General features: G+C 54.4%; 24 protein-coding genes and 2 tRNA genes. 11 read left to right on the top strand and 15 right to left on the bottom strand.

Annotation, left to right across the window (positions count from 1 at the left end; translation table 11 throughout):
- Positions 1-14: 14 nt before the first annotated feature.
- The 5 genes from G482_RS0111540 to G482_RS0111520 are packed head-to-tail and all read right to left on the bottom strand — an operon-like array spanning position 15 to position 6,249.
- Positions 15-1,883: a proton-conducting transporter transmembrane domain-containing protein gene (locus G482_RS0111540; protein WP_028450151.1), complete on the bottom strand. Its 1,869-nt coding sequence runs from the start codon at positions 1,881-1,883 to the stop codon at positions 15-17.
- Between the two features lies 1 nt (position 1,884).
- Positions 1,885-2,373, bottom strand: coding sequence for a hydrogenase maturation protease (locus G482_RS0111535; RefSeq protein WP_028450150.1), 489 nt, complete (start codon positions 2,371-2,373; stop codon positions 1,885-1,887).
- The gene (locus tag G482_RS0111530; RefSeq protein ID WP_051258963.1) at positions 2,370-3,248 is read right to left on the bottom strand and encodes an FAD/NAD(P)-binding protein; all 879 of its coding nucleotides are present in this window, start codon (positions 3,246-3,248) and stop codon (positions 2,370-2,372) included. The genes G482_RS0111535 and G482_RS0111530 overlap by 4 nt, the downstream gene beginning before the upstream one ends.
- Positions 3,248-4,318, bottom strand: coding sequence for a 4Fe-4S dicluster domain-containing protein (locus G482_RS0111525; RefSeq protein ID WP_245575278.1), 1,071 nt, complete (start codon positions 4,316-4,318; stop codon positions 3,248-3,250). Before G482_RS0111525 ends, G482_RS0111530 begins: the two co-directional genes overlap by 1 nt.
- 20 nt (positions 4,319-4,338) lie before the next feature.
- Positions 4,339-6,249, bottom strand: coding sequence for a molybdopterin oxidoreductase family protein (locus G482_RS0111520; protein ID WP_034619527.1), 1,911 nt, complete (start codon positions 6,247-6,249; stop codon positions 4,339-4,341).
- Here G482_RS0111520 and G482_RS20335 point away from each other — a divergent pair.
- Both G482_RS20335 and G482_RS0111505 read left to right on the top strand, forming a co-directional pair.
- Positions 6,248-6,589, top strand: a complete 342-nt coding sequence (locus tag G482_RS20335) for a hypothetical protein (protein ID WP_028450146.1) — start codon at positions 6,248-6,250, stop codon at positions 6,587-6,589. The genes G482_RS0111520 and G482_RS20335 overlap by 2 nt on opposite strands.
- A gap of 295 nt (positions 6,590-6,884) precedes the next feature.
- Positions 6,885-7,787, top strand: a complete 903-nt coding sequence (locus G482_RS0111505; protein WP_028450145.1) for an energy-coupling factor ABC transporter permease — start codon at positions 6,885-6,887, stop codon at positions 7,785-7,787.
- Between the two features lie 102 nt (positions 7,788-7,889).
- On the opposite strand, the gene G482_RS0111500 is transcribed toward G482_RS0111505, so the two are convergent.
- Together G482_RS0111500 and G482_RS18445 are read right to left on the bottom strand one after the other, a co-directional pair.
- The gene (locus G482_RS0111500) at positions 7,890-8,546 is read right to left on the bottom strand and encodes an SOS response-associated peptidase (protein WP_034619526.1); all 657 of its coding nucleotides are present in this window, start codon (positions 8,544-8,546) and stop codon (positions 7,890-7,892) included.
- Positions 8,537-9,361, bottom strand: coding sequence for an arylamine N-acetyltransferase family protein (locus G482_RS18445; RefSeq protein WP_051258962.1), 825 nt, complete (start codon positions 9,359-9,361; stop codon positions 8,537-8,539). The genes G482_RS0111500 and G482_RS18445 overlap by 10 nt, the downstream gene beginning before the upstream one ends.
- A 111-nt stretch (positions 9,362-9,472) precedes the next feature.
- Here G482_RS18445 and G482_RS0111490 point away from each other — a divergent pair, with 111 nt between their 5' ends.
- A complete protein-coding gene (locus G482_RS0111490) occupies positions 9,473-10,087 on the top strand; it encodes a GDSL-type esterase/lipase family protein (RefSeq protein ID WP_028450143.1) in 615 nt (204 codons plus the stop codon).
- Positions 10,088-10,102: 15 nt separating this feature from the next.
- Here the strand turns inward: G482_RS0111490 and G482_RS0111485 are convergent, their stop codons facing one another.
- Both G482_RS0111485 and G482_RS0111480 read right to left on the bottom strand, forming a co-directional pair.
- Entirely contained in the window at positions 10,103-10,561 is a 459-nt protein-coding gene (locus G482_RS0111485) for a threonine/serine exporter family protein (RefSeq protein ID WP_028450142.1), read from the bottom strand.
- Positions 10,562-10,565: 4 nt separating this feature from the next.
- On the bottom strand, positions 10,566-11,351 hold the full coding sequence (locus G482_RS0111480) for a threonine/serine exporter family protein (RefSeq protein ID WP_028450141.1): 786 nt from the start codon (positions 11,349-11,351) through the stop codon (positions 10,566-10,568).
- Positions 11,352-11,533: 182 nt separating this feature from the next.
- Here G482_RS0111480 and G482_RS0111470 point away from each other — a divergent pair.
- Both G482_RS0111470 and G482_RS0111465 read left to right on the top strand, forming a co-directional pair.
- Positions 11,534-11,609 (top strand) — tRNA-Met (locus G482_RS0111470).
- A gap of 49 nt (positions 11,610-11,658) precedes the next feature.
- Positions 11,659-11,734: transfer RNA gene (locus tag G482_RS0111465), tRNA-Met, on the top strand.
- Between the two features lie 293 nt (positions 11,735-12,027).
- Here the strand turns inward: G482_RS0111465 and G482_RS0111460 are convergent.
- Positions 12,028-12,291, bottom strand: a complete 264-nt coding sequence (locus G482_RS0111460) for a helix-turn-helix domain-containing protein (protein WP_028450140.1) — start codon at positions 12,289-12,291, stop codon at positions 12,028-12,030.
- A 353-nt stretch (positions 12,292-12,644) separates the two neighbouring features.
- On the opposite strand from G482_RS0111460, the gene G482_RS0111455 reads away from it, so the two are divergent.
- Positions 12,645-13,883, top strand: a complete 1,239-nt coding sequence (locus tag G482_RS0111455) for an Arm DNA-binding domain-containing protein (protein WP_028450139.1) — start codon at positions 12,645-12,647, stop codon at positions 13,881-13,883.
- Entirely contained in the window at positions 13,880-15,535 is a 1,656-nt protein-coding gene (locus tag G482_RS0111450) for an AAA family ATPase (protein WP_028450138.1), read from the top strand. Before G482_RS0111455 ends, G482_RS0111450 begins: the two co-directional genes overlap by 4 nt.
- 72 nt (positions 15,536-15,607) lie before the next feature.
- Here the strand turns inward: G482_RS0111450 and G482_RS0111445 are convergent, their stop codons facing one another.
- Together G482_RS0111445 and G482_RS0111440 are read right to left on the bottom strand one after the other, a co-directional pair.
- Positions 15,608-16,417, bottom strand: a complete 810-nt coding sequence (locus G482_RS0111445) for a hypothetical protein (RefSeq protein WP_028450137.1) — start codon at positions 16,415-16,417, stop codon at positions 15,608-15,610.
- Between the two features lie 320 nt (positions 16,418-16,737).
- Positions 16,738-17,727 carry an integron integrase gene (locus G482_RS0111440; protein WP_028450136.1) on the bottom strand — a complete coding sequence of 330 codons (990 nt, stop codon included), beginning with the start codon at positions 17,725-17,727 and terminating at the stop codon, positions 16,738-16,740.
- A gap of 122 nt (positions 17,728-17,849) precedes the next feature.
- On the opposite strand from G482_RS0111440, the gene G482_RS0111435 reads away from it, so the two are divergent.
- The 4 genes from G482_RS0111435 (at position 17,850) to G482_RS18440 (ending at position 21,927) form a co-directional block, all read left to right on the top strand.
- A complete protein-coding gene (locus G482_RS0111435; protein ID WP_028450135.1) occupies positions 17,850-19,181 on the top strand; it encodes a hypothetical protein in 1,332 nt (443 codons plus the stop codon).
- A gap of 96 nt (positions 19,182-19,277) precedes the next feature.
- The gene (locus tag G482_RS0111430) at positions 19,278-19,817 is read left to right on the top strand and encodes a hypothetical protein (protein WP_028450134.1); all 540 of its coding nucleotides are present in this window, start codon (positions 19,278-19,280) and stop codon (positions 19,815-19,817) included.
- A gap of 95 nt (positions 19,818-19,912) precedes the next feature.
- The gene (locus G482_RS0111425) at positions 19,913-21,451 is read left to right on the top strand and encodes an RNA-directed DNA polymerase (protein ID WP_028450133.1); all 1,539 of its coding nucleotides are present in this window, start codon (positions 19,913-19,915) and stop codon (positions 21,449-21,451) included.
- A 140-nt stretch (positions 21,452-21,591) separates the two neighbouring features.
- Positions 21,592-21,927, top strand: coding sequence for a hypothetical protein (locus G482_RS18440; RefSeq protein ID WP_034619525.1), 336 nt, complete (start codon positions 21,592-21,594; stop codon positions 21,925-21,927).
- A 208-nt stretch (positions 21,928-22,135) separates the two neighbouring features.
- On the opposite strand, the gene G482_RS0111415 is transcribed toward G482_RS18440, so the two are convergent.
- Genes G482_RS0111415 through G482_RS0111405 form a run of 3 tightly spaced genes read right to left on the bottom strand, consistent with a single transcriptional unit; the run spans position 22,136 to position 25,679 of the window.
- Positions 22,136-22,978 carry an ABC transporter substrate-binding protein gene (locus tag G482_RS0111415; protein WP_028450131.1) on the bottom strand — a complete coding sequence of 281 codons (843 nt, stop codon included), beginning with the start codon at positions 22,976-22,978 and terminating at the stop codon, positions 22,136-22,138.
- A complete protein-coding gene (gene fhuB, locus G482_RS0111410; RefSeq protein WP_028450130.1) occupies positions 22,975-24,918 on the bottom strand; it encodes a Fe(3+)-hydroxamate ABC transporter permease FhuB in 1,944 nt (647 codons plus the stop codon). Before fhuB ends, G482_RS0111415 begins: the two co-directional genes overlap by 4 nt.
- Positions 24,915-25,679: an ABC transporter ATP-binding protein gene (locus G482_RS0111405; protein ID WP_028450129.1), complete on the bottom strand. Its 765-nt coding sequence runs from the start codon at positions 25,677-25,679 to the stop codon at positions 24,915-24,917. Before G482_RS0111405 ends, fhuB begins: the two co-directional genes overlap by 4 nt.
- Between the last annotated feature and the right edge of the window lie 38 nt (positions 25,680-25,717).

Here is a 25,717-nt window from a genome sequence, read left to right as displayed (position 1 = left end):
CTGCATACTCCCCATCAAGCGCGCACGTTGCCGCCGGTCCACTTCATGAATTTCTTGAAGGCATCAAAAATGTGGCTGCTCAGATAGCGGTTGGCGTTGTTGAGCGTTTGGTAGCCACACAGCCAGACCGGCGCCTGGCGGGTTTGCGCGCCGCCCGCGTGTTTCAACCAGCGCGCGAAAAGCCCTGCCACTACCAGCAGTGCCACCATCACCAGCGGCAGTGAAAACGCTACCGCGGTGCCGCTGGCATTGCTAACGGCAACCCCCGCATAGCGCTCAGATAAAGTCGCAAGAAGGGCTGGCGTGGCCAGCGTGTGGGTCAGCACGCCTTCCGAGGTGGCCAGCACGCGACCAAACAGCGCCACAAACAGCCATGGGCACAAACCCTGCAGCAAACAAATGGCGGTGAGCAGCAGTTTGGGCGCCAGCATTAGCTTGCCCACTTCCTGCACCTTGGCGTTCCCGTCCGTGTTCCACTCGACCCCCACCGAGGTAAAGGTCATGCCGTAGAGCTTCACATAGGTGGCAAGCGTCATCGCGCTGGTGACGAGCGCAATTACGCCGAAGATCACAAAGATGCCTGCCGCTTTGCCGGATAGCAGCGTGGCGGCCACGATGGCCCATTTGCTGGTAAAGCCCGAAAAGGCTGGCACGCCCGAAACGGCAATCGCGGCGATACCGGCGATGATGGCGGTGATGGGCATCAGCGCAAACAGGCCGCCGAGTTTGTCCAGATCTTTGGTGCCGGTGGTGTATTGCACGCTACCTACACAGAGGAACAACAAGCTTTTGAAAATGGCGTGATTCAGTACATGCAAAAACGCGCCCAAGATGGCCAGCAGCGCCAGCGCATGTAGCGCGGCATTCGGACCCAGGTAATAGCGCGCCGCGCCTATCGCCAGAATGATGTAGCCGATCTGGCCGATGGAGCTATACGCATTCAGGCGCTTGGCATCGACTTGTTTCAGCGATTGCGAGGTACCGATAAACAGCGTGACCACCCCAATCACCGCCACCGCCATCCCCCAGTACTGTAGCTCGTGCGCGGGCATGCTCTCTGGCGTCATCCAGAACAGGGTGCGGATCAGGCCGTAGATACCGGTTTTCAGCATCACGCCCGACAGCAGTGCGCTGATTGGTGACGGCGCCACCGAGTGCGCATCGGGCAGCCATAGCTGGCCCAGCGGAAACATACCGGCCTTCATGCCAAAGCCGAGGAAGGCAAGTGCCAGCAGCAAGGTACGCAGGCCGACATCGAGCGTACCCAATTGCTCGGCAATGTAATGCAGTGGCGTACCCCAGCCGCAGCCCGGCACCAGCAGCCCAGCCGTTAGCACCGCCGCCCACGCCAGCTGCATCAACAGCAGGTATTTATTGGCGCTGCGCACAATCACTGGGTCGTGATGATCAAAGCGGATCAGCCAGAAGGAGGTCAGCGTCATCAGCTGCCAGGCGATGGTGAAACCGGTGCTCAAGTCATCCACCGTCACCAGCGCGATCATGCCGGCGATAAACACGGGGTAGCAGAAATAAAAGCCGCGCAGGCTGTAATGGCGGTAATGCGCCATCTGCATATAGCCAATGCAGTACAACGCCACCACGCTGGCAATCACCGCGATCAGCAGCAAAAACACTGCCGAAAATCCATCCACCAGCAGCGGGATCGTGAGCCCTGCCAGCTGCAGATCAAAGCTGGCCGGCGCGCCGGGGCCGCTCAGCACATTGATGGCGCTGCTGGCGAAAAACAGCCCGGCCAGCACTACCGCTAGCAGGTTAACGATGCCTGCCAGTTGGCGTTTGCTCGCCAGTAGCGGGGTAATTAGGCCCGCACCGAGCAAGATCGCCAGGCCGGTTTGTAAATGCGGATAGATCGTGGTGTCCATCTTAGTGGCTCCTTCCAGCGTGCTGGCACAGCAGATCAATCACTGCCGCCGCGCTGTCCTGTATGGCTGGCTCCATCTGCAAGCCAAAGTCGATGTTGTGGGCGCTGATGCCCAGCAGGTAAACCTGCTTGCCCTGTTGTTCGAGTAATTGCGCGGCCATCGAAAGTGCCAGCTTGTGGGTGGAATAGCCGCCGCCAGTTTCCAGCTCGCGCAGCTTGCCCAAGACCAGCGAGCCGGGCGTTTGCCCGCTGCCGCTGATCGCATCCACCAGCAAGATGTGCTCGGCCGGGCCCGCGGCCAGCGCAAACACGTAGTTTTCGATCACGTCTTCGACATTGAGCGCCGCATGCGGGCTGCCGGCGGGTAACTGCTGGGCCAAGGTGTCGGCGATATAGCAGCCCACGCCATCGTCGCTGCGCAGCGGGTTGCCGATGCCCACAATCTGCGTCGGGCGGCTGAAAATTTGGGCCAAATCGTGGGTAAAGCTCATATCTGTTCACCCAGCGTTTTGATTTGCCGGTAGGTATAAACCGGCCCATCGGTGCAGACGAGCGTGCGGCCTACCGCGCAGTGCTGGCATTTACCAATGCCGCATTTCATCTGCCGCTCTAGCGTTGAGATGATCGCGTCTTCGCTCATACCGCGTTTTAAAAATTCGCCAATCACGCTGTTAAACATCACTGGCGGGCCGCAGACAAAGGCCACGCTGTTATCGACCGGCACCTTGGCTTTTTCGATCAGCTGGTTCACATAGCCCACTTCGCCATTCCAACCGGCTTCGGGTTTATCGATGGTGATAAAGGTCTCGAAGCCCGCGTTCTGTTGCCATTCCTTGATGTCTGGCTGGTACATCAGGTCTTGGCTACTGCGCGCGCCGTACAGGAGGATGATGCGGCCGAAATCTTCGCGGTGTTGCAGCGCATGCACGATCGAACTGCGCAGCGGAATTAGCCCAATGCCGCCCGCCACGTAAATGATGTTTTTGCCTTTGATGTCTTCAAACGGAAAGCCATTGCCAAATGGCCCGCGTACGCCGAGCTTGTCGCCGGGTTTGAGCGCGTGCAGCGCATTGGTCACCTTGCCGACGGCGCGCACCGAAATATGAAAGCGATCGTTTTCCGGGCTGGGCGGCAGCGACACGGCAAATTCACCGGCGCCAAACACCGTGCACATAATGAATTGGCCCGATTTGATGCGAAATTCACGCTCGACGTCTTTATTCGGAAAAGACAGGTAAAAGGTCTTTACCTCAGGGATTTCATCGCGAATCTCGTCGATATTCACCACCTCGGGGAAGGTCACAATCGGGCACAGGCCGGTGGTTTTACAGTTGCCATGCTCGTGATTGCCGTGACAATTGGCCATCAGTTTTGCCCTCCGGTGATTTCGCGGCGGATGTATTGCACAACATTGGGTAGGCCAATATCGCCGGGGCACACCCACTGGCAGCGGCCACAGCCCACACAGCCGGGGCGCAGGTATTTTTTCGATTGCGGGTAAGACAGCTTGCAGAAAAAACGCTTATTACGGCGGTCTTCCACCGGTTGGCGCGGGTTATGATCGCCAGCCATACGGGCGTAGCCTTCAAATGAACACGAGTCACGCATCCGTAGTCGTTCGCACTCACCACAGGCGGTGGCCGAGTCTTCGATGTTGAAGCAGCTACAGGTTGGGCAAACAAAAGAGCAGGCGCCGCATTCAAAACACTGATCGCCGATGTATTCCCAAGTTTCCGGTTTCACAAAACCGGTGGTGATGCGATTCATCACCTTGGCCACCCAGGCTTTGTTGTCGGTGGCGAGCTCGGGAAAGAGATCAATACTGCGCTCCACCACGGCTTTAAATTCCGCCGCGTGGGCGGCGCTGGCCACCGACCACTGGTGTGCATCGGCCAGAGCCTGACCTTTTTCGCTGCCTACCCGCACCAAAATGCCGTCTTTCAGCTGCGTTAAATCCAGATCAAAGCCCTCATCGGCATCGGGGCCCGAATGCGTACAGACGCAGAAACACTGCGGGAAAGGGTGCAGGCAGGTATTACTGATCAGCAGGCATTGGCGTCGATGGGTGAGGTAAACATCATCCACAAACTCTTGCCCGAGAAAGAAGCGATCCAGCACCAAAATACCCGACAGATCACAGGGGCGCAGGCCAAACAGCACTTTGGGCCGCTCGAAATACTGTTTGCTTAGCTCCACGCTCTGGCTTTGCGCGTCGTATTTGTATTTCAGGATGCGCTCCATCTGCGGGAATAAGATTTCCTTCACCGGCATGGAGGGAATCGGCGCGGCCAGATCCAGCGCTTCGGCCGAGGCCAGCTGATCGAAAAACACCTGCTTGGTTTGCGGCTCCACCTGCGGGCCGTAAACGTCGTAACTGGCTTGCAGCTCAGTCACCAGCGCGCTGATGTCGTGCGCCGAGAGGAGGTACATGGACATGATGGTTTCCTTGCCGCTCGTCATTCTTGGATCTGGATCGGAATCACGCTTTCCTCGCCGGCTGCGTAGGCGTTTTCATACGGCAGCAGGAAATCGGAAATCATGTTTTTGATGAAGTAGGGGATATAGGCGGTGCCGTTTTGCACATCGGGCGAAATCTTCACCGCAATCTTCATGCTGGTGCCGATGCTGGAGCGCACATTCACCAGCCATTTGTCCTTCACTTTCAGGCGGGTCGCGTCGTCGGGCGAAATCTCGATATAGCCCTGCGGATACAGCCACAGCGTCTGGTCGTATTCGCGGCGTGGCACGATGGTTTTGCGCATCAGATTGTTCTGATGCCAGTAGTGCTGCGCCTTGCCGATCATCAGTGCGAACGGAAATTGCGGGCTGGTGGGTGCTTCCCAGTATTCGATATTGATGGCGTTAAATTGCCGTTGCCGGCTGCTGGCAAAGCCTTTCGGATTCCAGTGCTGGCCAAAGCCTTTGCCTAATAACTCATGGCTCAGATCGGCGTAACCAGGGGTATGCTTGGCAACATCTTTAAAAACATGGGCTGCATCTTGATACCCCCAGTGGTGGCCCACGGCCGCCGCCAGACGTTGCCATAAGTTCCAGCCCGGCAAGATGCCCCGTTTGTTGTCCACATTCTGGCGCGTGATCTGCACGCGTTTATCCGCGGCGGTGTAGGTGCCGTCGGTTTCGTTGTAGGCCGGTAGCGGAAACACCACGTCGGCCAGTTCCATAAAGGCATTTTTATAAGCGCAGGCATACACCACGAAATCCAGTGCAGCGATGCGGGCTTTATCGCGGATAATGCCGTCGTCGTGGTCAATCACCAGCAAGGCTTTGATCGCCGAATCGGGGGTGGCCAATGCTTTGAACACGCTATTGCCCAGCTCGCCCGACATACCCATATCAAAGCTGCCTTGCAGATTGCTAATCCCGGCCACCGGTATCACCGCTGAATGCGGGTGATCCATCCTGTCGGTGAGAAGCGCCAGATTGGTAATGGCATCGATGGTGGGGCGATCCAGCCCGGAAATGCCGCTGGAAAATAAAATCACCACCGATTTGGCGTGCTCAAGGTATTTGGCTTCTTCCTCGATTTCTTCGTAGCGGATACCGCTGGCGCGCTCGAGCGCCACCGAGGAAATACTGCGCAGCGACGCCGCGTATTCGCTATAGCCCGGCAGTTTGTCGATATTGGCGCGCCGATCATGGTTGACGGTGCGGATCGCCATCAGCGATTTGCCCAGCGCATTGACCAGCAGCCCCAGCGTGCCCGGTTTTTCCTGAAAGTGTTTGGTCGAGAGCTTGGCGATCTGCGTGCGTGAGCTCGAGAGCGTGACCACCCGCGCGCCGCGCCGCTGGGCGGCATGGATATTGCCGCCGATGATCGGGTTTTGCCGGGTGATGTCGGTGCCAACGACCAGAATATAGTCGGCGTGATCAATCGCGGTGAGGCTGCCATGCGCGCCGGGGTAGCCAAAGGCGTGGCGCAGTGAATCCATACTCTTGCGGTGGCCGGCTTCGGCGCCAATGCCGCGCAGCTGGGTTTTCAGCACTTCGCGGCTCAAGCGCGCCAGCGTGTAGCCATCTTCGTTGGATGAGCGCGCCGACGCTAGCACGCCAATCTCGCCCGCTTCACCCTTGAATGTTTGCAGCGTGCTCATCACCTTGGCGATGGCTTCGTCGTAGCTGGCCGGGCGCAGCTCGCCGTGTTCGCGGATGAGCGGGGTGGTGATGCGCTCGTGGGTGTTGAGTAATTCATTGGCGTGCCAGCCGCGGATGCACAATTTGCCCTTGCTCACCGGGTGGGTGATCAGCGGCGCCACGCCGTATACCCGCTGCCCATCGGTGTTCAGAAACTGGCCACAGCCGGTACCGCACAGATTGCACACACACGGCTTGTAATGAGCGAGATTCATGGATTTACCAGCCTTTCAATTCACGCAACGACTTGCCGACAATAAAAAAGGCGCCGGTAATACCGGGCGCCTGCTTTTAGCACTAAATAGCTGCTGCATTTCTGCACTTACTCCCATCTGGCACGCTGTAATGCCTTGGGTGAGCGCATTGGGGTGGAAATGGCGAGCAATAAATTGGGTGGAAATAAAAGTGTTGCCAAATAAAGTCAATTTAATTGACGTATTAATCCGTGCGCGGCCCATTGCGAAAGTGAAACAGTGCGCACGGCAATCGTGGCGCCGTGCTGGGCGCGCGATAGTAGGCATGGCTCGACTCTACATCCCTTTATTTATCAAGTAGCTACTGCGCTTTAGCGTACCCGGCGATCCAAATGCATCACCCGTGGGGGTGAGGGTTTGGCTTAATTGAAATTAAATCTCAATTACAAATTACCGACTTTTTACTGCTGCTAAATCGCGCGGTGCTACTTCTGGCAATTACTTGGTTTTTTTATCCCGCTATGCGGGTGGTGAATTGCGTTTTCAATGCAGTTTAATCTTTCGTTTCTGCCGAACGTTGCGCCAAATCAAATGCCTTGTTCGAGCGAGCGAGAAGAATAAGCGCATCCCGATTCGCAATAGCGGAGATTAATTTCATGCATATTCCTAATGAAATGGTGCAGGGCGCGCTGTGCCCAGTAACGGCGCTGCTGGCGGTGGGCGGTGTCACGCTGGCTGCGCGGGCGGCCTATCGGGCGCGGCAACAACCGGGGCTGGGGCGCTTTGCCGCGGTGGCTGCGCTGATCTTTGCCGCGCAGATGTTGAATTTTCCGGTGCAGCTGGGCACCTCTGGGCATTTGCTCGGTGGCGTGCTGGCGGCGAGTTTATTGGGCACCCCTTGGGCAGTCTTGGCGCTGACGCTGGTGGTGAGTATTCAGGCGCTGGTGTTTGCCGATGGCGGGCTGCTGGTGCTGGGCGCCAATGTGCTGAATATGGCGCTGCTGGGCGCTGGGGTGGGTGGCTATTTGCTGCAGCGCTTGCGCGGGCGGGGCTGGCCACTGTGGCTGGCTGTGCCGCTGGCGGCGTGGCTTTCGCTGCAGCTCGCTGCCGTGGCTTGCGCGCTAGAGCTAGCCCTCAGCGGCACGTTGCCACTGGCACAGGTGCTACCGGCGATGTTGGGTGTGCATATGCTGATCGGCGTGGGCGAAGCCTTGCTCAGCGTGCTGCTGGTCGCGCTGTGTAGTGCAGAACTCCGCGCACGGCCGCGCGCGCCGGTGGCTTTGCCGGCCTTGGCTGCCGTGCTGATTGCCACTTTGCTCAGCCCCTATGCCAGTAGCTATCCGGATGGCTTGGAGTGGGTGCTGAGCCGGTATGGCGCTTTGCACGAAAGTGCGCCGCTGCTGGTGACGCCCTTCGCTGATTACAGTGTGGCGGGGCTGGCAGAAGGCGCATTGGCGACCGGGCTGGCGGGCTTGGCGGGGGTGTTGCTGGTGGCTGGGGTCGCGTTGGTGCTGGGGCGCCTTGCCCAATACTGGCGCCGCACGGCTACGGTTTTTTAATCGGGGTATAGCCCGCTAGGCAAGACTACGAAAGGTTTGCAGCAGGATAGGTGCCAGGGTATATCCCTGGCACTCTGCGTTGGGCTGTATCTAAGGTAAACGCTAAAACGGCAAAGCCAGCTGCGGGGTGGGTGGTTTGGGCAAGGGCCGCGCCTGCATGGCATCCGCGGGATACAGCTGCAACCATTGCCGCGCGCGCTGTGGCACTTGGCAATCGAGCCACGCGTCGTAGTGCGTGGCCGGGATAATCACCAAGCTGCGTTTTTCTTCGCCGGGCTGGTGCATGCGGCGCATCAGCGGGTGTTGGTCGGCGTTGATGGTGATTTGGGTGAAGGCGTATTCGGTGCTGCCGGCTGGCGTGCGCCAGCTGCGCCACAGGCCCGCCACCGCAAAAGGCGCGTCATCCAGTAGGCCGATTTGATAACGCTCGGCGCGGCCGGATTCATAGCAGGGCTCGTAAAACCCGCGCATCGGCACCAAGCACAGCTGGCATTGCTGCCAGGCTTGGCGATAGCTGATTAGCCGATCAATGGTTTCGGCGCGGGCATTGAGCGTGCTGTAGCGGGCGCCGGGCGCTTGCTGTTGGCGCGGCAAAAAGCCGTAATTGGCTAACACCGCCTGCCGGGCCTGATCGCCGGGCAAAATAATCGGCGCCAGATCGTCCTGCCAGACTTCGGCCGCCCACTGATCGGGCGGTGGCTCTGCCTGAAAATGCCCGGCCAGCTCGGCCCGCGGCAAGGGCACAAAACTTACGCACATGCTGTGGCAGTGCCGAGCGCAAACGGCAGCAGTTGCGCGCATTCTGCGGGCGACAGCGCCACGCCAAATTCGCGCCGCAATAATGTATCGAGCTCGCTGGCGCTGCTAAACGCGGTATTGCGCTGGCCAGCCGGGCTGCGGTGGCTGAGTTGCCCTTTATGCAATACCAGCCGGCCATCGGCGCACAGGCGGGTGAGCATCAGCTCGCGCACAAAGCGCGATTGCGGGTGCGTGGCAACAAAATGGTTGCTCACTTCGGTATCGGCTGGGTAGCTGGGGGTGAGATCAAACCAGTACATTTGCCGCCACTGGCCATCCAGCTCGCGCTGCAGATACCAGCCGCTGGCCTCTTCATCGGCCTGTAGGCGATAGCGGTCTTGCCCCTGATCGAAGGTTTCATCCACCCGCAGCGGAATCGGCTCGCACAGCCCGCCACCGCCAAAGCCCACATCCAGCAACCAGCGCTCGCCATTGAGCAGCAGGGTGATGATCAGATGCGAGCGCGGTTTTTCCTGTCGCGGGGTTTGTTCCAGCAGAACGCGCGCGAGGTGAGTGGTGGGCTGCAAGCCTTGCCGCTGTAGATAATCTGCCAACAGGGTGTTTAATTCATAGCAATAGGCTGGGCGGCGCTCTTGCAATACTTTGCGCTCCAACGCAGTGGGGCTTAGCTCGGGCCGCCGGCCCAAGAGTAGATCAAGATTACCAAAGGGCAGGGCCGTAACATGGGCGCGATGCAGGTGGGCTAGGCTGGCCTGATCCAGTGGGCCGGCCGGGGTATAGCCCAACGCGGCGTGATAACGAGCGATCCAATCCATACTGGCCTCTTGCGCAATGGTGAGGCTTGATTTTACTGTGAAGCGGCCCGCTTGTACCGCCGGATGAACCGCAGGCCGTGGCGCAGGTCAGAACAGAAACAGGAGAAAACGATGCGGCAATGGCGAATCTGGCTTGTGGCCAGCCTGATCATGCTGGGGCTGAGCTTAAGCGGCTGCGGCGGGCCCAAGCTGCCAGCTGTGCCGGCCGGCGCGGTGGTGCTGGCATTTGGCGATAGCCTCACTTACGGCACGGGCGCGACGGCCGACACCAGCTATCCGGCGCGGCTGGCCGCACAAACCGGCTGGCAGATCGTGAATGCCGGGGTGCCCGGGGAAACTGCCGCACAGGGCGCTGCCCGGCTGGCGGCAACGCTGGATGAGGTGCAGCCCAAATTAGTGCTGGTGTGTTTGGGCGGCAATGATTTTCTGCAGCGCCTGCCTGTGGCGCAAACCCAGTCGGCCTTGCGTGAGATGTTGGCGCTGCTGCAGGCGCGGCAGATTCCGGTTTTGCTGATTGGCGTGCCCAAGCTGGGTTTGGGTCTAGATACCCACCCCTTGTATGCTGAGCTAGCCAAGGAATATCAAGTGCCGCTGAACGATACCCTGCTGGAAGATCTGCTGGCGCAAGCCAGCCTCAAGAGCGATACCGTGCACCCGAATGCCGCCGGCTATCAGCGCATGGCCGATGAGTTGGCGCGCCAGCTACAGCAACTGGGCGCGCGCTAAGTCTCGCGGGCCGACTTAATGCTGGGCCGTACGCGGCCACAGTAGCATCGGCGCCGCTACGCCAAAGGCCAGTGCGATCACGATCATGGCCGCCGTTACGCCGCTCACCCCAGCGCTGACCAGCAATTGCGTGCCATCGGCGCCATGCGGCAGGGTGGCGATGCCGAGCAAACCCTGCACCGCTTTATACATATAGGTGCCCGGCACCATCGGAATCGCCGCGCTAACCGCAAAAATCGCCCCGGGCTGATCCTGGCGGCTACCCCACCATTCGGCCACGATACCGATCAGCAAGCCGGCGCACAGCGTACCCAAGACAATATCGCCGCCCAGCACCATCACCAGCTTGCGACAGGCATGGCCGGCAATCGCCAGGCTGCCGCACACCCACAGTGTGCGCGGCGGCACATTAAACAGCATCGCAAAACCCAGCGCAGCCGGGGCCGCCCATAATTCGAGTAACCAGCTGGCCATGTTTTTACCCCAAAATCCGCAGCGCGATACTCACGCCCACTGCAATGCCGAAAATAATCACCGCACTCATGGCAAAACGCACCATGCCATTGAGGTAATTGCCGTTCAGTAAATCCGATGCGCCATTAATCAGCGGCACCCCCGGAATCAAAAACAGCACCGAAGCGGCCCGCGCCGCATCGGGGGTTTGGCTAAACCAATGCGCCAGTACGCCGGTACACAGCAGGCCAACAAAGCTGGCCGCCGTAGCAAAAATTGATGGTTTGAAATGCCGCAATACCAGCGCAAAGCGCACCGCCATGCCACAGGCGGCCCCAATCGTGGTGGCCAATATGGCGGGTATGTCGCCACCAAACAATGCTGCAAAGGCTCCGCAAGAGATACCCACCATGGCGGTAATCGCCCAGCGCGGATAATGCGTGGGCCGGCGGGCGATCTCGGCCAATTGCAATTTGGCGCTCTGACTATCGAGCTCGCCCTGCTCAAGTTGATGCAACCAGCGGCGCACCGCCGACAGCGCGGCAAAATTCGCGCCCATATGCGGTGCTTTGCGAAAGGCGGTGAGGGTTTCGTGGCTGGCGGTTTCGGCCCGTTCGACGGAGACGCCGATATTGGTCGATGAAATCATCACCTCCACTCGCGCCGCCCCCAGCGCTTTGGCAATCCGCTGCATCGCCGCCGAAGTACGGTGCGTGCCCGCACCCGATTGATGCATCAGTAAGCCCGCTTCCAGCGTGAGATTCAGGATGTCATCCAGCGGTAAAACCGGAGCAGTTGCAATGGTTTGCATGGGTAGCCTACCGGGGGAGAAGATGCGCCAGATTGTAGGTGAAAACCGCCGCCGCGATCTTGCCAAGCATCAAAACGGCCCGCCGGCAGCAACAGAGCTGCTGTGAAAATCACCAATATCGGCTGGAAACAGCAAATAAATTTGACAGCCCGCGGCTTGAGCTATATAGTTCACCCCTCTGTCGCGGGATGGAGCAGTTGGAAGCTCGTCGGGCTCATAACCCGAAGGTCGCAGGTTCGAGTCCTGCTCCCGCAACCAAATTCTACGATTTGGTTGTTACAACCAGATTGTCCAGTAAACATCCTGACGCGGGATGGAGCAGTTGGAAGCTCGTCGGGCTCATAACCCGAAGGTCACAGGTTCGAGTCCTGTTCCCGCAACCAATCGAAAGCCCTTGATTCTATTGAATAAATAGATCGAGGGCTTTTTCGTTTTCGACCCGGATTTTGTCACAATAGAGCTTATGTGCCACTGGTGTGCCACAAACTGTGACGGAATGGTTGCGTCAATCTAAGTCTTTTGACCTTCGGGCATCATTAAGAACAGCACCTTTTAGTGGGCTTTCTTCCAACTCAGCTTACATACAAATCAGGTCATGATTTGACCTTAAAGTAGCTAAATCGACGCGGCTTTCCCTTGTGACAGTTGCCAACTGTCACAAGGGAAATGTGATTAGTTATTGTTTTGGAATCTCTTTTTCTGATTTTCCTATTTCTTCCAAGTCGGGAATGTAAGTGATCAAGTCAGATATTTGGCAATCGAAATACTTACAAAGTCTATCTAAGTTGTCGGTCACTGTGCTGTAGCCTCGCTGCCCTGCAATCTTGGACAGTGTCATGCGATTTATGCCGCATGCTTCAGCTACCTCCGCCAAAGTAATCCGCCTGTTTTCCCTGAATTCCTTCTCTGCCATCAGCTCCTTTACGCGGAATCTGATCATAAATGCCACCAAATGATTAAAAAAATTATCAAAAGATGATTGATATCATCTGACGAGTGTGCTAGATTGCTTCTGGGTGCTTAAAAAAATAAGCATTAGATCAATTTTAACATCAAAGGATCGAATCATGTCGCATACCTATCTTACTACTGAACAACTCTCCGAGCGACTACATTACGATGCAAGAACAATTCGAAACCAGCTTGTCGACTCGTGTCTGTTGGAAGGGAGGCACTATCTTCGACCATTCGGAAGAAGGAAGATGTTATTCATTTGGGAAAATATTGAAGCTGACATGCTTCAAGCCGTAAGTGACTCTGTCGCAATGCCTCACTTTGATGCGGGGGTGTGACATGGGGCAGATCCGAGTAAGGAAAGAGACGGGGACTTTGTATTTTGACTTCCATTTCCAAGGAGTTCGTTGCCGGGAGCAAACTGCTCTGAGTCCGACGACGACCAATAAGCGGAAATTGGAAAAGCTCCTCGCTAATATCGAGCTTGATATCAAACTGGGTCGTTTTGAATATGCAAAATATTTCCCTGAAAGTCGCTTCGTCGACAGGTTTAATATTGCATCACCGGGTGCGGAAGCAAAACCTAAGCCCGGAAAAAAGATAGGCCTACAGAATACTTCAGATCAACATGGTAATACGCCACTATTCGCAGACTTCATCCACGACTGGCTAGCCGAAAATAAGATTGCCTGGCGGCGATCTTATATCGTGACCATTCAGGGCTGTATAGATAAGTACTATCTGCCTGAGTTTGGAGCAGTAAGGGTCGGGGCTATCACTCGTGCAGATTTGCTCAAATTTCGGTCATCACTCGCCAAAGTATCCGGCCGAAATGGGAACGCATCTTTATCTGCCAACCGTATTAACAAGATTATGGACCCCTTGAGGAGAATCCTTGAGGAAGCCGCCGACCGTTATGACTTTACCACGCCCTATGTGCGAATCAAACCGCTGAAGGTGCCTAAGTCTGATGTGCAGCCGTTTAGCCTCCAAGAGGTCAAGCGGATCATCGATACGGTGCGACCAGATTTCCGGAACTATTACATCGTTCGTTTCTTTACAGGGATGCGGACCGGTGAGATCGATGGTTTGAAATGGTCCTATGTCGATTTCGAGCGTCGCCAGATTCTGATCCGGGAAACGATCGTATATGGCGAAGAGGACTACACCAAAACCGATTCATCACAGCGCGACATTGCGATGAGTGAGCCAGTTTATCTGGCGCTTCAGCAGCAATACAAAGCGACTGCCCATTTATCGCCCTACGTGTTTTGCAACCTGCAGGGGGCGCCCATTGATCACAACAATGTGACGAAGCGCGTTTGGTATCCCTTATTAGCCAGACTTGGGTTAGCCCGCCGCAGGCCTTACCAAACCCGCCACACCGCTGCGACTTTATGGCTTGCGGCAGGGGAGGCGCCCGAGTGGATAGCCCGGCAAATGGGGCATGCCACGACCGAAATGCTGTTCAAGGTTTACTCCCGTTATGTACCCAATCTCACACGACGAGATGGTTCTGCCTTTGAGCAGTTATTACTGGCCAATCAGGTGATCGATAAACAGGAAGGTGGCGTATGAGCTCATTTACTTATTTTGCAGCCCAAGGGCCTTTTGTTGAAAAGCCCGACTTCCTTGAACGCGCCAAAACTGCGTCTAACCATCTGCGAGAGCTCGTCGTGATGAATCCACCTCGTCCCCCACATCTCAAACGCTTGTTGTGGCTGGCCCACGGTCCTGAAGCCGAATTGATTGAAGAACAAATCTTGCGTGAACTGGATTTCCCGCCACCTGATGACTTATATGCGGACGAGCTCATGGATACCATGGATGCGCTGTTTCCAGGTCATGCATTTCTGCAAAAGCCACCCGGCTGGTTTATATCCTTGCAGGATATTTTTGGGGAAGGGTGGCCCACTCACCCACCTCGAGCCCGCCTGTTTCATTTGCCGGTGGAACCCGAATCGGAACAACTCTGTGCTTGCCGATTACTGGCTTCTCAATACGGGTATGACTTTATGGTCATCGATCGCTTGGAAGAGCTGAGCTTTTGGGAGTCGATTGATATCTCTACTGGTGGCCAAGTGACCCATCATCGCGCTTTAGTTTATGTACGTCACTTGGACCTGACATCGATCTCAGTACAGCAGCTGCTGCGTGATTCCAATATGGATTTAATCGTTCCACGCGAGATCCTTCCCGAGGGCTGGTCCGCACATGTTTTGACGCTTGGATACCGATTGCCACCGGTCTTGCACGAAGAAGGTATTCATCTTGTGGATCCAATTCGGCTGCAGCGACAAATCGATACACTCAAAGATCAACAGGCATCAATGCTGGCGCCCCTTATTCTGCCCAAGCCTCTGCAAGCGGCCACGCTAGACGTTTGCCAAAACATGCAGGATTGGTGCGAGCAACTGGGTGAGGAGAGTCATCTGCGCGCTGTGCTGGAGACCATTTGTGCTCAAACCAAAGTGCGCACTCTTGGCGGCAAACCGCTGGGCTTTCGGCCGATCCTGCTAACCGGTGAGCCTGGTAATTCTAAAAGCTGGGTTTGCGGACAAATCGCCGAAGTACTTGGCTTACCTCGCTTCAAAATCGATATGGCCGGCAATGGCGATCAAATGCTGCTGGTGGGCTCTTCCCCGAATTGGCAAAACGCTTGCCCTGGTCGCATTGCCCAATTCCTCGCTGAATCGGAAGTGGCGAATCCAATCATCGTGATCGAAGAAGTCGATAAGGTGCTCAAAGATCGGGATAACGGTTTGCAGGATGTGCTTTTGATGCTGCTTGAACCAGAGAACAGCCAAGCCTTTCAGGATAACTTCATTGTTCCGCCGCTGAATTTGTCTCACGTGAGCTTTATCCTCACCAGTAATACCACGGATGGCTTGGGGGCGCCTCTACTTAGCCGAGTCGAGCCAATTGAGATTAGACGGCCCAACCCTGAGCAGTTAGTGGCCATGGCTCGGCAGCTCTATCGCCGGATCGTGAAAGAGATGGGGGTTCAGGCGTATTTCACCGCGGAGCTACCCGACAGCTTGGCCCTTCAGTTGGCTACCCGCTCTCGGAGTATCCGTACGCTGCAACTGAATATTCAAAGCGCGGTTGAAGCTGCTGTGCAGGGATATAGTTTGCCTGAACTGTTAGCACATCAACATAATCTGCAGCCTTGCTTGCCACCTCAGATGAGCATTCAGCCCGCCAAGCAGGCAATCGGTTTTCTGCCATAAACCGATATTGAAGTACTCAGTAAACAAAACCCAGCGGATGCTGGGTTTTGTTTTGAATTGGCAGTGGGCTGATCACGACCACGCTTGGGTCCAGCCTAAACACTTGTCCTGCCATTCTTTGGAAAGCCGGTTGTACTCATCGCGATACCACTGATTTGAATCGACACGCTGCATGGAACGAAGGTTTTCCCGGCGCTGCTCAAGGCTTTGGCAATATTGAGCACGCTGGGCCTCGTTCTGTTTCTTCACTCGCTTATTGTGCTCCTGCACCGCATCAAATTCCGCTTTAGACACAACTCGACCATCAACCTTATAAACAGTATTGGCTTCTTTGCGCGCCTCGGCGTCTTTATAGCTATAGGTCTGAGCGTTAGAGACGGCACCAATTCCCATATCGGTTTTACGAAGGCCTGTCGCAGAGCAGGGTTGGGCTTGATAAACCACGCGATTGGACGCATCCAGGCATTTGACCGCCTGCCCGGTTGGGACCTCATTACTGCCTGAGTGATATTGATCGGATTCCTCTGGCGCGCTTTGCTGAGGATTTTCGGGTTGCGTTTGGCTTTGTATCTGCTGCTCAGCCATGCGTTGATTGTGCTGAAGAGCCGCGTTGTATTCCTCTTCGGAAACTTCGACCCCATTGACCTTATAGATCTGCCGATTTGCGTCTTCGATTTTCTTTTGTTCTGCCAGATACGCAGGATCATCCCGAACAAAAGTCACTGTATTGCCCTCGACGACCAGGGTGTAGTGGGGGAGTAAACCTTGGGTGTAAGCCAGATACAGGACGATAAGCGATATCAAGCTAAAGATAATAATAAGCTTGGCTTGCGAGAAGTCACTTTTGCGTTCGTAAGGCTCAAAATGGTAATCGTGCTGCATTGGCTAGACCTATTGTCGCAGTTTTGCCCCTATGACCCGCTTGAGGTCTGGTTTTGACGGTGCGAGTTGCCTGTTGCTTACCGGGGCGATGAAGCTATTTTTCACGATCTGACAGCAGGTGTCACCAACTCGGGTCGTTCAAGTGCAAAAGCATGGGTAAGATAGGCATCGGAAGGAATGTCTGGCCAAATGGGTTACTCCTAGGGGCTGGTATTCGGCCAAAGCGGCCTGTCGAGAACAGTAGAGTAATAGACTGTTACCGGCAACAAAGCTGACATTCAAGAACAAGGGCGTGCTCTGGTGAGTGGCAAATAATGAACTCAAAGGGTATCCAAGGGGCTGCTCACGCCACGGCCACCTTTATTCAGCACATGCGTGTAGATCATCGTGGTACTGACATCCGCATGCCCCAGTAACTCCTGCACAGTGCGAATGTCGTAACCGGATTCAAGCAGATGGGTGGCAAAGCTATGGCGCAGTGTATGTGGCGTGGCCGGCTTGGCAATCCCGGCGGCAGCCACGGCCCGCTTCATCGCGCGCTGCAGCAGTTTCTCATCTTGATGATGTCGCCGTTGAGCACCAGAACGTGGGTCACGCACGTAGCCAGTAGTGACAAACACATATTGCCAGCCCCATTCTTGCCCTGCATTGGGGTATTTCCGTGCCAACGCATCAGGCAAGTACACATCAGCCATGCCAGCCTGCAAGTCTGCCTGGTGGATGGTGTGCCGCCGCTGCAAATGAGCCTGTAGTGGTGCGGCCAGACTCTGCGGCAACATGGTCACTCTGTCTTTGGCACCCTTGCCATCGCGCACCAGAATTTCACCGCGCCCGAAGTCGACATCTTTCACCCGCAGGCGCATGCATTCCATCAGTCGCATGCCGGTGCCGTACAGCAAACGCAGTTGCAGCGCGTACAGCCCATCGGCTTGCGCCAGCAATGCGGCGACCTCCTGTCGTGTAAGAACGACGGGTAGATGCTTGGACGGTTTGGCTCGAACCACTTCATCCAGCCAGGGCAAGCTTAGCTGTAGCACTTCACGATAAAGGAACAGTAGTGCAGACAAGGCCTGATTTTGCGTCGATGCAGACACCTGCCCATCTACGGCTAGATGGGTAAGAAAACCGCTCACCTCTGCTGCGCCCATTTCGCGGGGATGTCGATGATGGTGAAAGCGCAAAAAGCGCCGTACCCAATTCACATATTGCTGTTCGGTACGCAAGCTGTAGTCCCGCACCCGCAACGTCTCGCGCAGCACATCCAGCAAGCGTGGTGCGGTAGTCCCATCTGGCTGTGTACTCTCAGGCATCTGAAACCCCACATGCTTGAAAAACAATGAAAAATGCGTGTAGCATGCTGAGTTATACACACAGATAAACCAAATATACACCTGCACAGGTGTATATTTCACGTTATGTTTAGGACCAGCAAATGGCCAAGGTACTAATTGATAACGCCACAATATCCAGTGTTCAAAGAGCGTTGGGAAAGGCTCCGCTCAAAGAACCTGCATTGTTAGATATTGAGCACGTTGCTTTAGCTCGATTTTGCGAGGCTGTCCTTCTCAATGACAGCATAGTTGTTCCAGACAACTACAAAGCCGACCTAACGGCAAAGCGCAAAGAGTTGATTTCTGGTGACGCTTTTAGCTTTCAGGCATTAGCAGAGGGTGAGGACGACTCAATTCGTGAAGTCAGTTCTTCTCTTGCACCGGCGTGGAAAGAGGCGTTTCGTGCTGGCTCAGATCGTTCGCTTTTCTCTGAGTATTTTTCTCAGATAGACGCTTATAGCAACTTTATATGGGAGCACGCCAGTTCAGAATTTTTCCTAGTCTTCCGGGCTCACGGAATACAAAAAGACAGCCCATTGATTGAGGCCGTGCTTGCCAGCACTGCCGATGAAACCCTTGGCAAAGAGCTTGAGATTATAGGTACAGACGGCAAGCCGGTTGCTTGGGAAAAGCTTTCAAGGCACGTACAACGAATGCTTTCTGTAATGGGGTGGCTTGGTCATCAATATATTTGGCATCAAGTTTTTTCTGCCCAACATGACTGCGCGTACATGCCTCACCCACTGCGAGATTTCTTCGCGTACGACTTTCTTAACAGAGTCAGAACGGGATCGAAGAGCAGGGCGACATTTGCCGATGCCTTTGGTGATGGTTTAGGTAAATTTCAGGGCAAGTTTCGGGACTCGCTTGCAGCATTGGGAGCAGAGCAATCCTCTGCATGCGTAAGCCTTCCTGGCTTCTTGCCTCTTCTGGTCAAAGAGAGCGCAAATCAGGATGACTTCATGAAAGTTCTTCATCAGATGCGAAACGAAGCTGGTGTAGTTGAGCTTCGCCAGATGCTGGAGGAAATACAAAATGGTGTTGCCAATGGCAACTACAAGCCGCTTGCCCAACTAAAGCGCGACATGGAAGCAATAGGGAGGAATATTCTTATTGAGAGAGGACTGGAAGATCGATTTATTAAGATCACCCCACCAACCACTTTAGTTGGCATAAAAATGGAAGGTGACGACTCGTCAATAAAATTACGTATCCCATCGATTTTGTACAAACAGTTTTTTGTTGGCAGAACGTATCGAGCATTCGTAAAACGCGCTATGGAAGAGTTGGCTGTCCCCGCCCAATATGGTGCGATTAAAACAAAGTTGAATAGTTGGGCGTGGATAAAGGAAGATAAATTTCCAAAATTTTATTTGAAGGAGGACAAGCTTCCTTCGCTCTTCCACAAACCATTTCGCACATCGGTTTTATAGTGATATGCGCCAAAAACATAACATGGCGCTCAACCGGACCTGCGCTAAAAGCAGCGCAGTCCGGTTAGCTCTACGTTATGCGCCAGAGGAGCGTGCATGAACATCGAGACCAAGAACGAGCTCATAGAAGAGATTCTCGCTGCATGGAAAGACCGAATCGGGGATGACTACCTGGGTTACAAGGGGCATGTCTATCGAATGTTCAATTTCTGTTTGGCACTCCATTCCTGCACCGAAGAAGAAAAGACCAAGTTGGCGATTGCTGCCTGTTTTCACGATATAGGTCTTTGGTCGGCTCATCCCGTGGACTACATCCCGCCTTCAGTGTCAGAAGTAAAGAGGTACTTATCCGAAACAGGGGGACAGGAATGGTCTGAGGAAATTGGCCTAATGGTCGAAATGCACCACAAGGTTCGCACATACAAGACAGACCGCTATCCGTTGGTAGAACTATTCAGAAAGGGCGATTTGGTTGATTTCTCCCTTGGTTTCTTTAAGTTCGGCATTCCTCCTGCCTATGTGCGCGAGGTCAAAAAAGCCATCCCAAATAACGGATTTCACCGCTTTCTCATGAAAGGCGCGCGCGAGTGGTTTGCAAAACATCCGTTCAGTCCACCACCCTTCATGAAGTGGTAGCGCATAACAATTCAATCCACCGGACGGCCTGCGGCCGCCTGTGATTTCAAACGTTAGGCGATCTCACGCACGCCCGCCCATGCGATCTCAGAAAAATGAAAAGCCCTATTACCAAACATCGTGAAGCCACTTATGAATTAGCCAGATCGTTGGCCAAATCTGATATTCACCACTGGCTTATTGATCACGGCTATTTTCCCGAGAACTACGTCCTTCCACCTTGCTTCGCAGTTATTGAGCGCCCCAAAAAACCAACCGTTTATTACAAAAAGAAGAAGAAGGGTAAAGAGTTCAAGGTTGATCGTACAGAGTGCGTGAATGTACACTTTCCAAAGTCAGAATTCACCGATAGAACCTTTGGAATAATTCACCCCAAAATTTATAACGACATTTCTTATCACATCAGCCGAAACTGGCTCAAGATTGTTGATGCGATGATTCCTAAAGATAGTCAAGTAACATCGTATAGCTTCCCCATACCAATAGACTCTAGAACTCCCGGCCGCCTCGGCTATCTGCGTAGCGGCAGAATGATCTATGAATTCATATCCATGACTGATACCGATATTTCTTCGGTAGCATACAAATACGCCTACATGGTGAAAGCCGATATAAAAAATTTTTATCCGTCCATTTATACCCACAGTATTGCGTGGGCATTGCACGGGAAGTCATTCATAAGAAAGCCAGTCAATCTGCACAATTACAATCACTTAGGAAACCGGCTGGATAGGCTTTTTCAAAATGCCAACGACGGCTGCACCAATGGGATTCCTATTGGCCCAGTAGTTTCTGATGTAATTTCAGAGGTAATTGCATCCGCCGTTGACGTATTACTCACCAAGTTACTGAAGAGTGAATCTGTAGAGTACGAAGCCGTCAGATTTAAAGACGATTACCGAATTCTTGTCAAATCCGAGGCCGATGCAAAAATAGTTATCAAATCATTGCAAGCCGCACTTAAAGAGTTCAATCTCGAACTGAATGACGAGAAAACCAAAATCTCAGCATTGCCAGACGGTCTTTTCCGAGAATGGGTATCAAAATATCACGCCGCCTATCCAAAAAAACTAGAAAATTTAACCTGGAAACAATTCAGGGAGTTGTATTTATCAGTAATTGCGATTGATAAAATACACCCCGGAACGGGGGTTATTGACAGATTCCTCGCGGACATAACCGACAAAGAGGGGCAATTAAAAATTTGGATTGGCGATTACAATATTGAAAAAGTTATTAGCATGCTTCTAATGCTGGCCACTCTTCGAGTTAAGGCCTTTCCCAAAGTCATGGCCATACTGGAAGGTGTGCTAAACAGTTTGTTTGGTTCAACCCACAAAGAAAAAATCACCGAATATCTTGAAATGTATTTACTTCGCCTATCCAAAGAAGAAGAGCGACACAAGTATCTAATATCGTGGATCAGTTACTTTCTTGTGAGCAATGACTTGGTTAAACATTTATCATCCAAACCAAAATTCAAAGACCAAATAACTCGCTCCATATTCAACAATCGTGGCGCAATATTCAAAGACTGCAAGGAATACAAGCTATTCGTCGGCTGTAAGACAATTTCAAAAAAGATTTCTATGTATGAACACCTTGACGTGTTTGATCCACCGCAAATCGCCTAACCTTTCGGTCAACGTGACGGCCCAAAGCTCCGCTTTGGGTTCCCTCCATGCCTGCGGCATTCCGGCCGCACGTTACCTCCAACGTTAGGTTTCAAGTGATAAGTCTCCTCACGCTGGATCACTCTGGTTGGTGGACGCCGATGGGCATGGCCTTCAAGTACGCACTCATTTTGGCGGCAGTAGTTGTCGGCGTATCTTTCTTTCGATGGTCTAAGGCAGGCTACTTCGTATTTGGCTGGTCCTTGGTGGTGCCTTTGCCTCTTGTGCTGCTATCGTTCTGTGATGGCTTGTTTGGGCCGTTCATAAAACCTGCCCCTGAGAGCATCTTTATCTACATATGGATAGCCATTGCTCTTTTGGAGATCTTCTTGTTCTGGATACCAATGATCGGACTCTTCATGGGCTCGTCCAGCAATCTGAAGGAAGAGATCGGAGCAGTGGAACCGAAGAGCGACAAGGTTGGCAGTGAAACCTAACCCTGCGTTGGAGCCGACTCGCAACGGCTGGTCTCTACAGACCCCCATTGCATTCTGGTCCTTCCGCGCCCAGCCGTCGTTCGCGGCTCAACTTTGACGTCAGCGTCTGCAATGCAACTGCAAATAGACCTTGATGGCTCGAACATGAAAGTCCGCTAAGGCCGAAAAGCTGATCTGTGAGCTGCATTCACAGTGTCTAACTGTTTCTTTAGTTCAGCGCCTTCGCGATGACCTGTGCAATTCGTGTTATGGAAGTGACGCCCCCATTTGTCCAAACGGCGGGTAATGCGCGTACTCGCTGAGTACGGACCACTGGCAGCGCTTGCCATAATGCGCTGCGCTCCAGATCCGCTTGGCGATTAAAGGGCGCTATATGCAGCAATAGGCCTGTATCTAAACGAGCCAGTTCTGGCAGTTGGCGTAAATGCGTACCCCATGCGCTCCGTGGCTGTGGGCAGGCATTTTTAATGCCGAGCGCGGCCATTGCGGCTTCGGGCATCGAGTTGTCTCCATACGTCCAGTAGCGGGTTGGTGAAGCAAAGCGCACGATGCAAACAGCCGGTGGTTGCCCTTTGAAACGCTGGTTCACTGCGTGGCGTAATCGTGTCAATTCTGTCTTTTGTTGTTCCAGGAATGCCTCGTGAGCGGCGAGGCGATTGAGTTGAATGGCCAGTTGCCGTTGGAGTCGCTCGGCAGCATTTGCGTTGTCATGATCGACCCGAAAGGAATCGAGCAGCAGAGTAGGCGCAATTTTTTGCAGATTCGCCTGTATGCCGGCCAGCGCAGGATTAATGATGATCAGATCAGGTTTGAGCGCGTAAATGCGTTCCAGATTCGGTTCTAGTCTGCTGCCAGCATCCAATACTTGCTCGGGTAGGCGAGGCTCTACCACCCATTGTTGGTAGTCCTGGCGGTCTGCGACGGCCAATGGGGTGACGCCCAAGGCAAGTAAGTACTCGGTGGCTTCCCAACTCAGGGCGATGACTTTCTTCGGGGCAGCCTGAAGCACACTACTCAGCAACATACCAAGCAAAATCCAATATATCTTCATGCGAGCCTCCTACGTCGGCCGAGTAAACCAATGACCAGCAGACTCCCGCAGGTCAATGATGCCAGTGCACCGACCGGGATTTGGCTTGGGAAAAAAACTGTCCGACTGGCCAGATCCGCCAACCCGAGTAGAGCTGCGCCAATTAGGCTGGCGAGCCAAAGCTGATCTTTAATCGTGCGCGCGCCGAGCTGAATCGCCAGCTGGGGTAATACCAAGCCGATAAAGGCCAGCGGACCGAATTGACTGCTGATGGCAAGACTGAGCAGGCCTGCAAGCAGTAGCAGCAGTACGCGTGCTTGCGGCACTGCTAAACCGACCGCTTGGGCGAGTGTTTCGCCAAGGCCAAATAGCAATAACACGCGGGCAAACACTAAACTTATTCCACCCAAAATCAGCACGGTGCCCAGTAAAGCAATGGCTTGCGTGGGGGTGGTGTGATAGGTAGAGCCCGCGAGCCAATTCAATAATTGAAAGCTGTCTTGGTTACCCTGGGCCAGTACTAGCTGCAAAGCCGCTTCTAATAAAGAGGACAGGCCAATACCCAAGAGAATCAAGCGTGCGGGGCTTTGGCGGGGGGCGAGCCAGCATAATGCCAGGAGCACCACTACGGCGCCGCTACTGGAAAAGAGCCAGGGTGAGAGGCTGGTGCCAATCCCAAGGCCAATTAACATCCCGAGGCTGGCACCCGCAGAGATTCCCAGTAGATCTGGGCTGGCGAGAGGATTATTGAGTAAACGCTGCAAAATCAGTCCCGCAATAGCGAGGCCCATCCCTGCGGCGCAGGCCGCCATCATGCGTGGCCAGCGTAGTGCCCATAAGCCAGCATCGGGCCAACTGATCAACCAGTGGCCAGCCGCATCTTTGCCGCTGATGGCGCTCAGTAGCAAGATTAATGCGGCCAAGAGACACCACCCAATCAGCGCCGTTGGCTGACGGCGGAATGGGTGTCCGGTGGCATCGGGCAGGCTTGAGGCCAGTGGGAGTTTCAAACACAACCAGATTAAGATTGGTCCCCCGAGCAAACCGATTGCGGCACTCGTGGGCAGCAGATCAGCAAGGTGGTGGCTCAACCAGATCGCCACAATATCGGCCAGCAATAAAGTAATCGCGCCAAGTAGGGCGGCCATACCCAGATTGTCGGCCGGTTTATGCGCTCCGAGTAGCCGCGCTAATGCCGGGGCCAACAGGCTCACAAAACCGATAATCCCCACCGCCGCGATGGCTAGCCCATTCAGCCAGAGTGCTAGTAGTGAAGTGATGATCGCTAGACGCATGACATTTAAGCCGGCCGCGGCGGCGGCTTGGCTACCCAGTTGAAGTAAGTGCAATGGTTTGCAGAGTAAGGGAATGAGCAATAGTGCCGGAGCGAGGCGGGGCAGTAACCAGAGTACCCACGCCCAGTCGTTTTGAGCTAAATCACCAGTCCCCCACACCAAGAGTGTCCGGCTGTATTGATCATTGAGCATGACAGCAATTGCCGCGACGCTTCCCAGAAGCAAGTTCAATGCGGTACCCGCCAGTAGCGCATTCAGGCTGTGTAGCTGCCGCCAGCCGGCTAAAGCCCCAACCAGAGTTAAGGCAAATAGACTGCCACCTAAGGCTAGCCATTCGAGTGGTAATTGGAGTGTTGGAGCCAGCACGCCTGCGAGGACAATTGCGCACCATGCACCAGCCGAGGTGCCCAGGGTCATGGGCGAAGCTAGAGGGTTTTGCGTCAGTAATTGCAGTAAGCCGCCCGCCAGCGCCATGACCATACCCAAAATGACTGCGAGAGCTGTGCGTGGGAGATGAGTGTGCACGAAAATCAGCTGCTCCAGCGATTGCACTTCATGCAATGCTTGCCATTGTTGCGCCAGCGAGAGCGGGGTGCCGATTTGGATGTGCAGTGCCGCGAGTTGGGTGGTGACTAAAGCCAGTAGAGACCAAGCTGGGCGCTTCATGCGACAACCGCCACTGCATGTTTCCCAGGGCGAGCGAGGATATCGAGCTCAATGCCATACAAGTCATCTAACTGCGGGTGAGCCAGCAATTGAGCCGGCGAACCATCAAACCAGATTTGTCCTGCTTGCAAGGCGATGATGCGATCCGCATAGCGGAGCGCCAAATTCAAATCATGCAAGATGGCCACGACGGCACAGCTTTGCGTAGAGACCAAGCGCTGCAGCAAAGCCATTAACTGATATTGGTGAGCTAAATCAAGCGCCGAGCTGGGTTCATCCAAGAGCAACATCTGCGCATCTTGCGCGAGCAACATGGCTAGCCAGGCCCGTTGGCGCTCACCACCTGATATTTCGTCCAGCGCGTGTTCGGCTAGATGGCTGACATCGGCTTGCTGCATCGCGGCCGTGATGCGCTCTTTATCGTTTTCCTGCCAGCGTGCTAGCCAGCCACGCCAGGCGAAACGGCCTAATTCAACTAATTCACGCACTTGCATCAGGGCTGGCTGTGGGATTTGCTGCGGCATGAATGCAATTTGCTTGGCTAATTCCCGCGGTGCATAAGTTGCGATCGGGCGACCCTGCAGCAAAACCTGCCCTTCATCGCTGGGTAGCTGCCCCGCTAACACCTTAAGGAGCGTGGATTTACCAGAGCCATTGTGGCCAAGAATGACGGTGAGGCCATGTGGGGGCAGATTGAGCTGGTTGATCTGTAACAGTGTTCGCCCCTGCCGGGCGATTTTTAATTTTTGAAGCTGGAACATGGTGGGTATGTTTCTGTGGCTATTTTAGTAATTGATTC

The organism is Chitinibacter tainanensis DSM 15459, from assembly GCF_000429785.1.
GTDB lineage: Bacteria > Pseudomonadota > Gammaproteobacteria > Burkholderiales > Chitinibacteraceae > Chitinibacter > Chitinibacter tainanensis.
Note: the sequence above shows the minus strand (reverse complement) of the source record. Positions and strands in the feature narration are given on the sequence as shown.

What these genes read in the sequence shown, in the direction of transcription:
- G482_RS0111440 (WP_028450136.1), bottom strand. Translation starts at nt 17,727, where the DNA reads ATGCCTGAGAGTACACAGCCAGATGGGACTACCGCACCACGCTTGCTG.
- G482_RS0111430 (WP_028450134.1), top strand. Translation starts at nt 19,278, where the DNA reads ATGAACATCGAGACCAAGAACGAGCTCATAGAAGAGATTCTCGCTGCA.
- G482_RS0111490 (WP_028450143.1), top strand. Translation starts at nt 9,473, where the DNA reads ATGCGGCAATGGCGAATCTGGCTTGTGGCCAGCCTGATCATGCTGGGG.
- G482_RS0111445 (WP_028450137.1), bottom strand. Translation starts at nt 16,417, where the DNA reads ATGCAGCACGATTACCATTTTGAGCCTTACGAACGCAAAAGTGACTTC.
- G482_RS0111535 (WP_028450150.1), bottom strand. Translation starts at nt 2,373, where the DNA reads ATGAGCTTTACCCACGATTTGGCCCAAATTTTCAGCCGCCCGACGCAG.
- G482_RS0111455 (WP_028450139.1), top strand. Translation starts at nt 12,645, where the DNA reads ATGGGGCAGATCCGAGTAAGGAAAGAGACGGGGACTTTGTATTTTGAC.
- G482_RS0111480 (WP_028450141.1), bottom strand. Translation starts at nt 11,351, where the DNA reads ATGCAAACCATTGCAACTGCTCCGGTTTTACCGCTGGATGACATCCTG.
- G482_RS0111415 (WP_028450131.1), bottom strand. Translation starts at nt 22,978, where the DNA reads ATGAAGATATATTGGATTTTGCTTGGTATGTTGCTGAGTAGTGTGCTT.
- G482_RS0111450 (WP_028450138.1), top strand. Translation starts at nt 13,880, where the DNA reads ATGAGCTCATTTACTTATTTTGCAGCCCAAGGGCCTTTTGTTGAAAAG.
- G482_RS0111425 (WP_028450133.1), top strand. Translation starts at nt 19,913, where the DNA reads ATGAAAAGCCCTATTACCAAACATCGTGAAGCCACTTATGAATTAGCC.
- G482_RS18440 (WP_034619525.1), top strand. Translation starts at nt 21,592, where the DNA reads ATGGGCATGGCCTTCAAGTACGCACTCATTTTGGCGGCAGTAGTTGTC.
- G482_RS0111405 (WP_028450129.1), bottom strand. Translation starts at nt 25,679, where the DNA reads ATGTTCCAGCTTCAAAAATTAAAAATCGCCCGGCAGGGGCGAACACTG.
- G482_RS0111485 (WP_028450142.1), bottom strand. Translation starts at nt 10,561, where the DNA reads ATGGCCAGCTGGTTACTCGAATTATGGGCGGCCCCGGCTGCGCTGGGT.
- fhuB (WP_028450130.1), bottom strand. Translation starts at nt 24,918, where the DNA reads ATGAAGCGCCCAGCTTGGTCTCTACTGGCTTTAGTCACCACCCAACTC.
- G482_RS0111520 (WP_034619527.1), bottom strand. Translation starts at nt 6,249, where the DNA reads ATGAATCTCGCTCATTACAAGCCGTGTGTGTGCAATCTGTGCGGTACC.
- G482_RS0111460 (WP_028450140.1), bottom strand. Translation starts at nt 12,291, where the DNA reads ATGATCAGATTCCGCGTAAAGGAGCTGATGGCAGAGAAGGAATTCAGG.
- G482_RS18445 (WP_051258962.1), bottom strand. Translation starts at nt 9,361, where the DNA reads ATGGATTGGATCGCTCGTTATCACGCCGCGTTGGGCTATACCCCGGCC.
- G482_RS0111530 (WP_051258963.1), bottom strand. Translation starts at nt 3,248, where the DNA reads ATGGCCAATTGTCACGGCAATCACGAGCATGGCAACTGTAAAACCACC.
- G482_RS0111435 (WP_028450135.1), top strand. Translation starts at nt 17,850, where the DNA reads ATGGCCAAGGTACTAATTGATAACGCCACAATATCCAGTGTTCAAAGA.
- G482_RS20335 (WP_028450146.1), top strand. Translation starts at nt 6,248, where the DNA reads ATGGATTTACCAGCCTTTCAATTCACGCAACGACTTGCCGACAATAAA.
- G482_RS0111505 (WP_028450145.1), top strand. Translation starts at nt 6,885, where the DNA reads ATGCATATTCCTAATGAAATGGTGCAGGGCGCGCTGTGCCCAGTAACG.
- G482_RS0111500 (WP_034619526.1), bottom strand. Translation starts at nt 8,546, where the DNA reads ATGTGCGTAAGTTTTGTGCCCTTGCCGCGGGCCGAGCTGGCCGGGCAT.
- G482_RS0111540 (WP_028450151.1), bottom strand. Translation starts at nt 1,883, where the DNA reads ATGGACACCACGATCTATCCGCATTTACAAACCGGCCTGGCGATCTTG.
- G482_RS0111525 (WP_245575278.1), bottom strand. Translation starts at nt 4,318, where the DNA reads ATGTCCATGTACCTCCTCTCGGCGCACGACATCAGCGCGCTGGTGACT.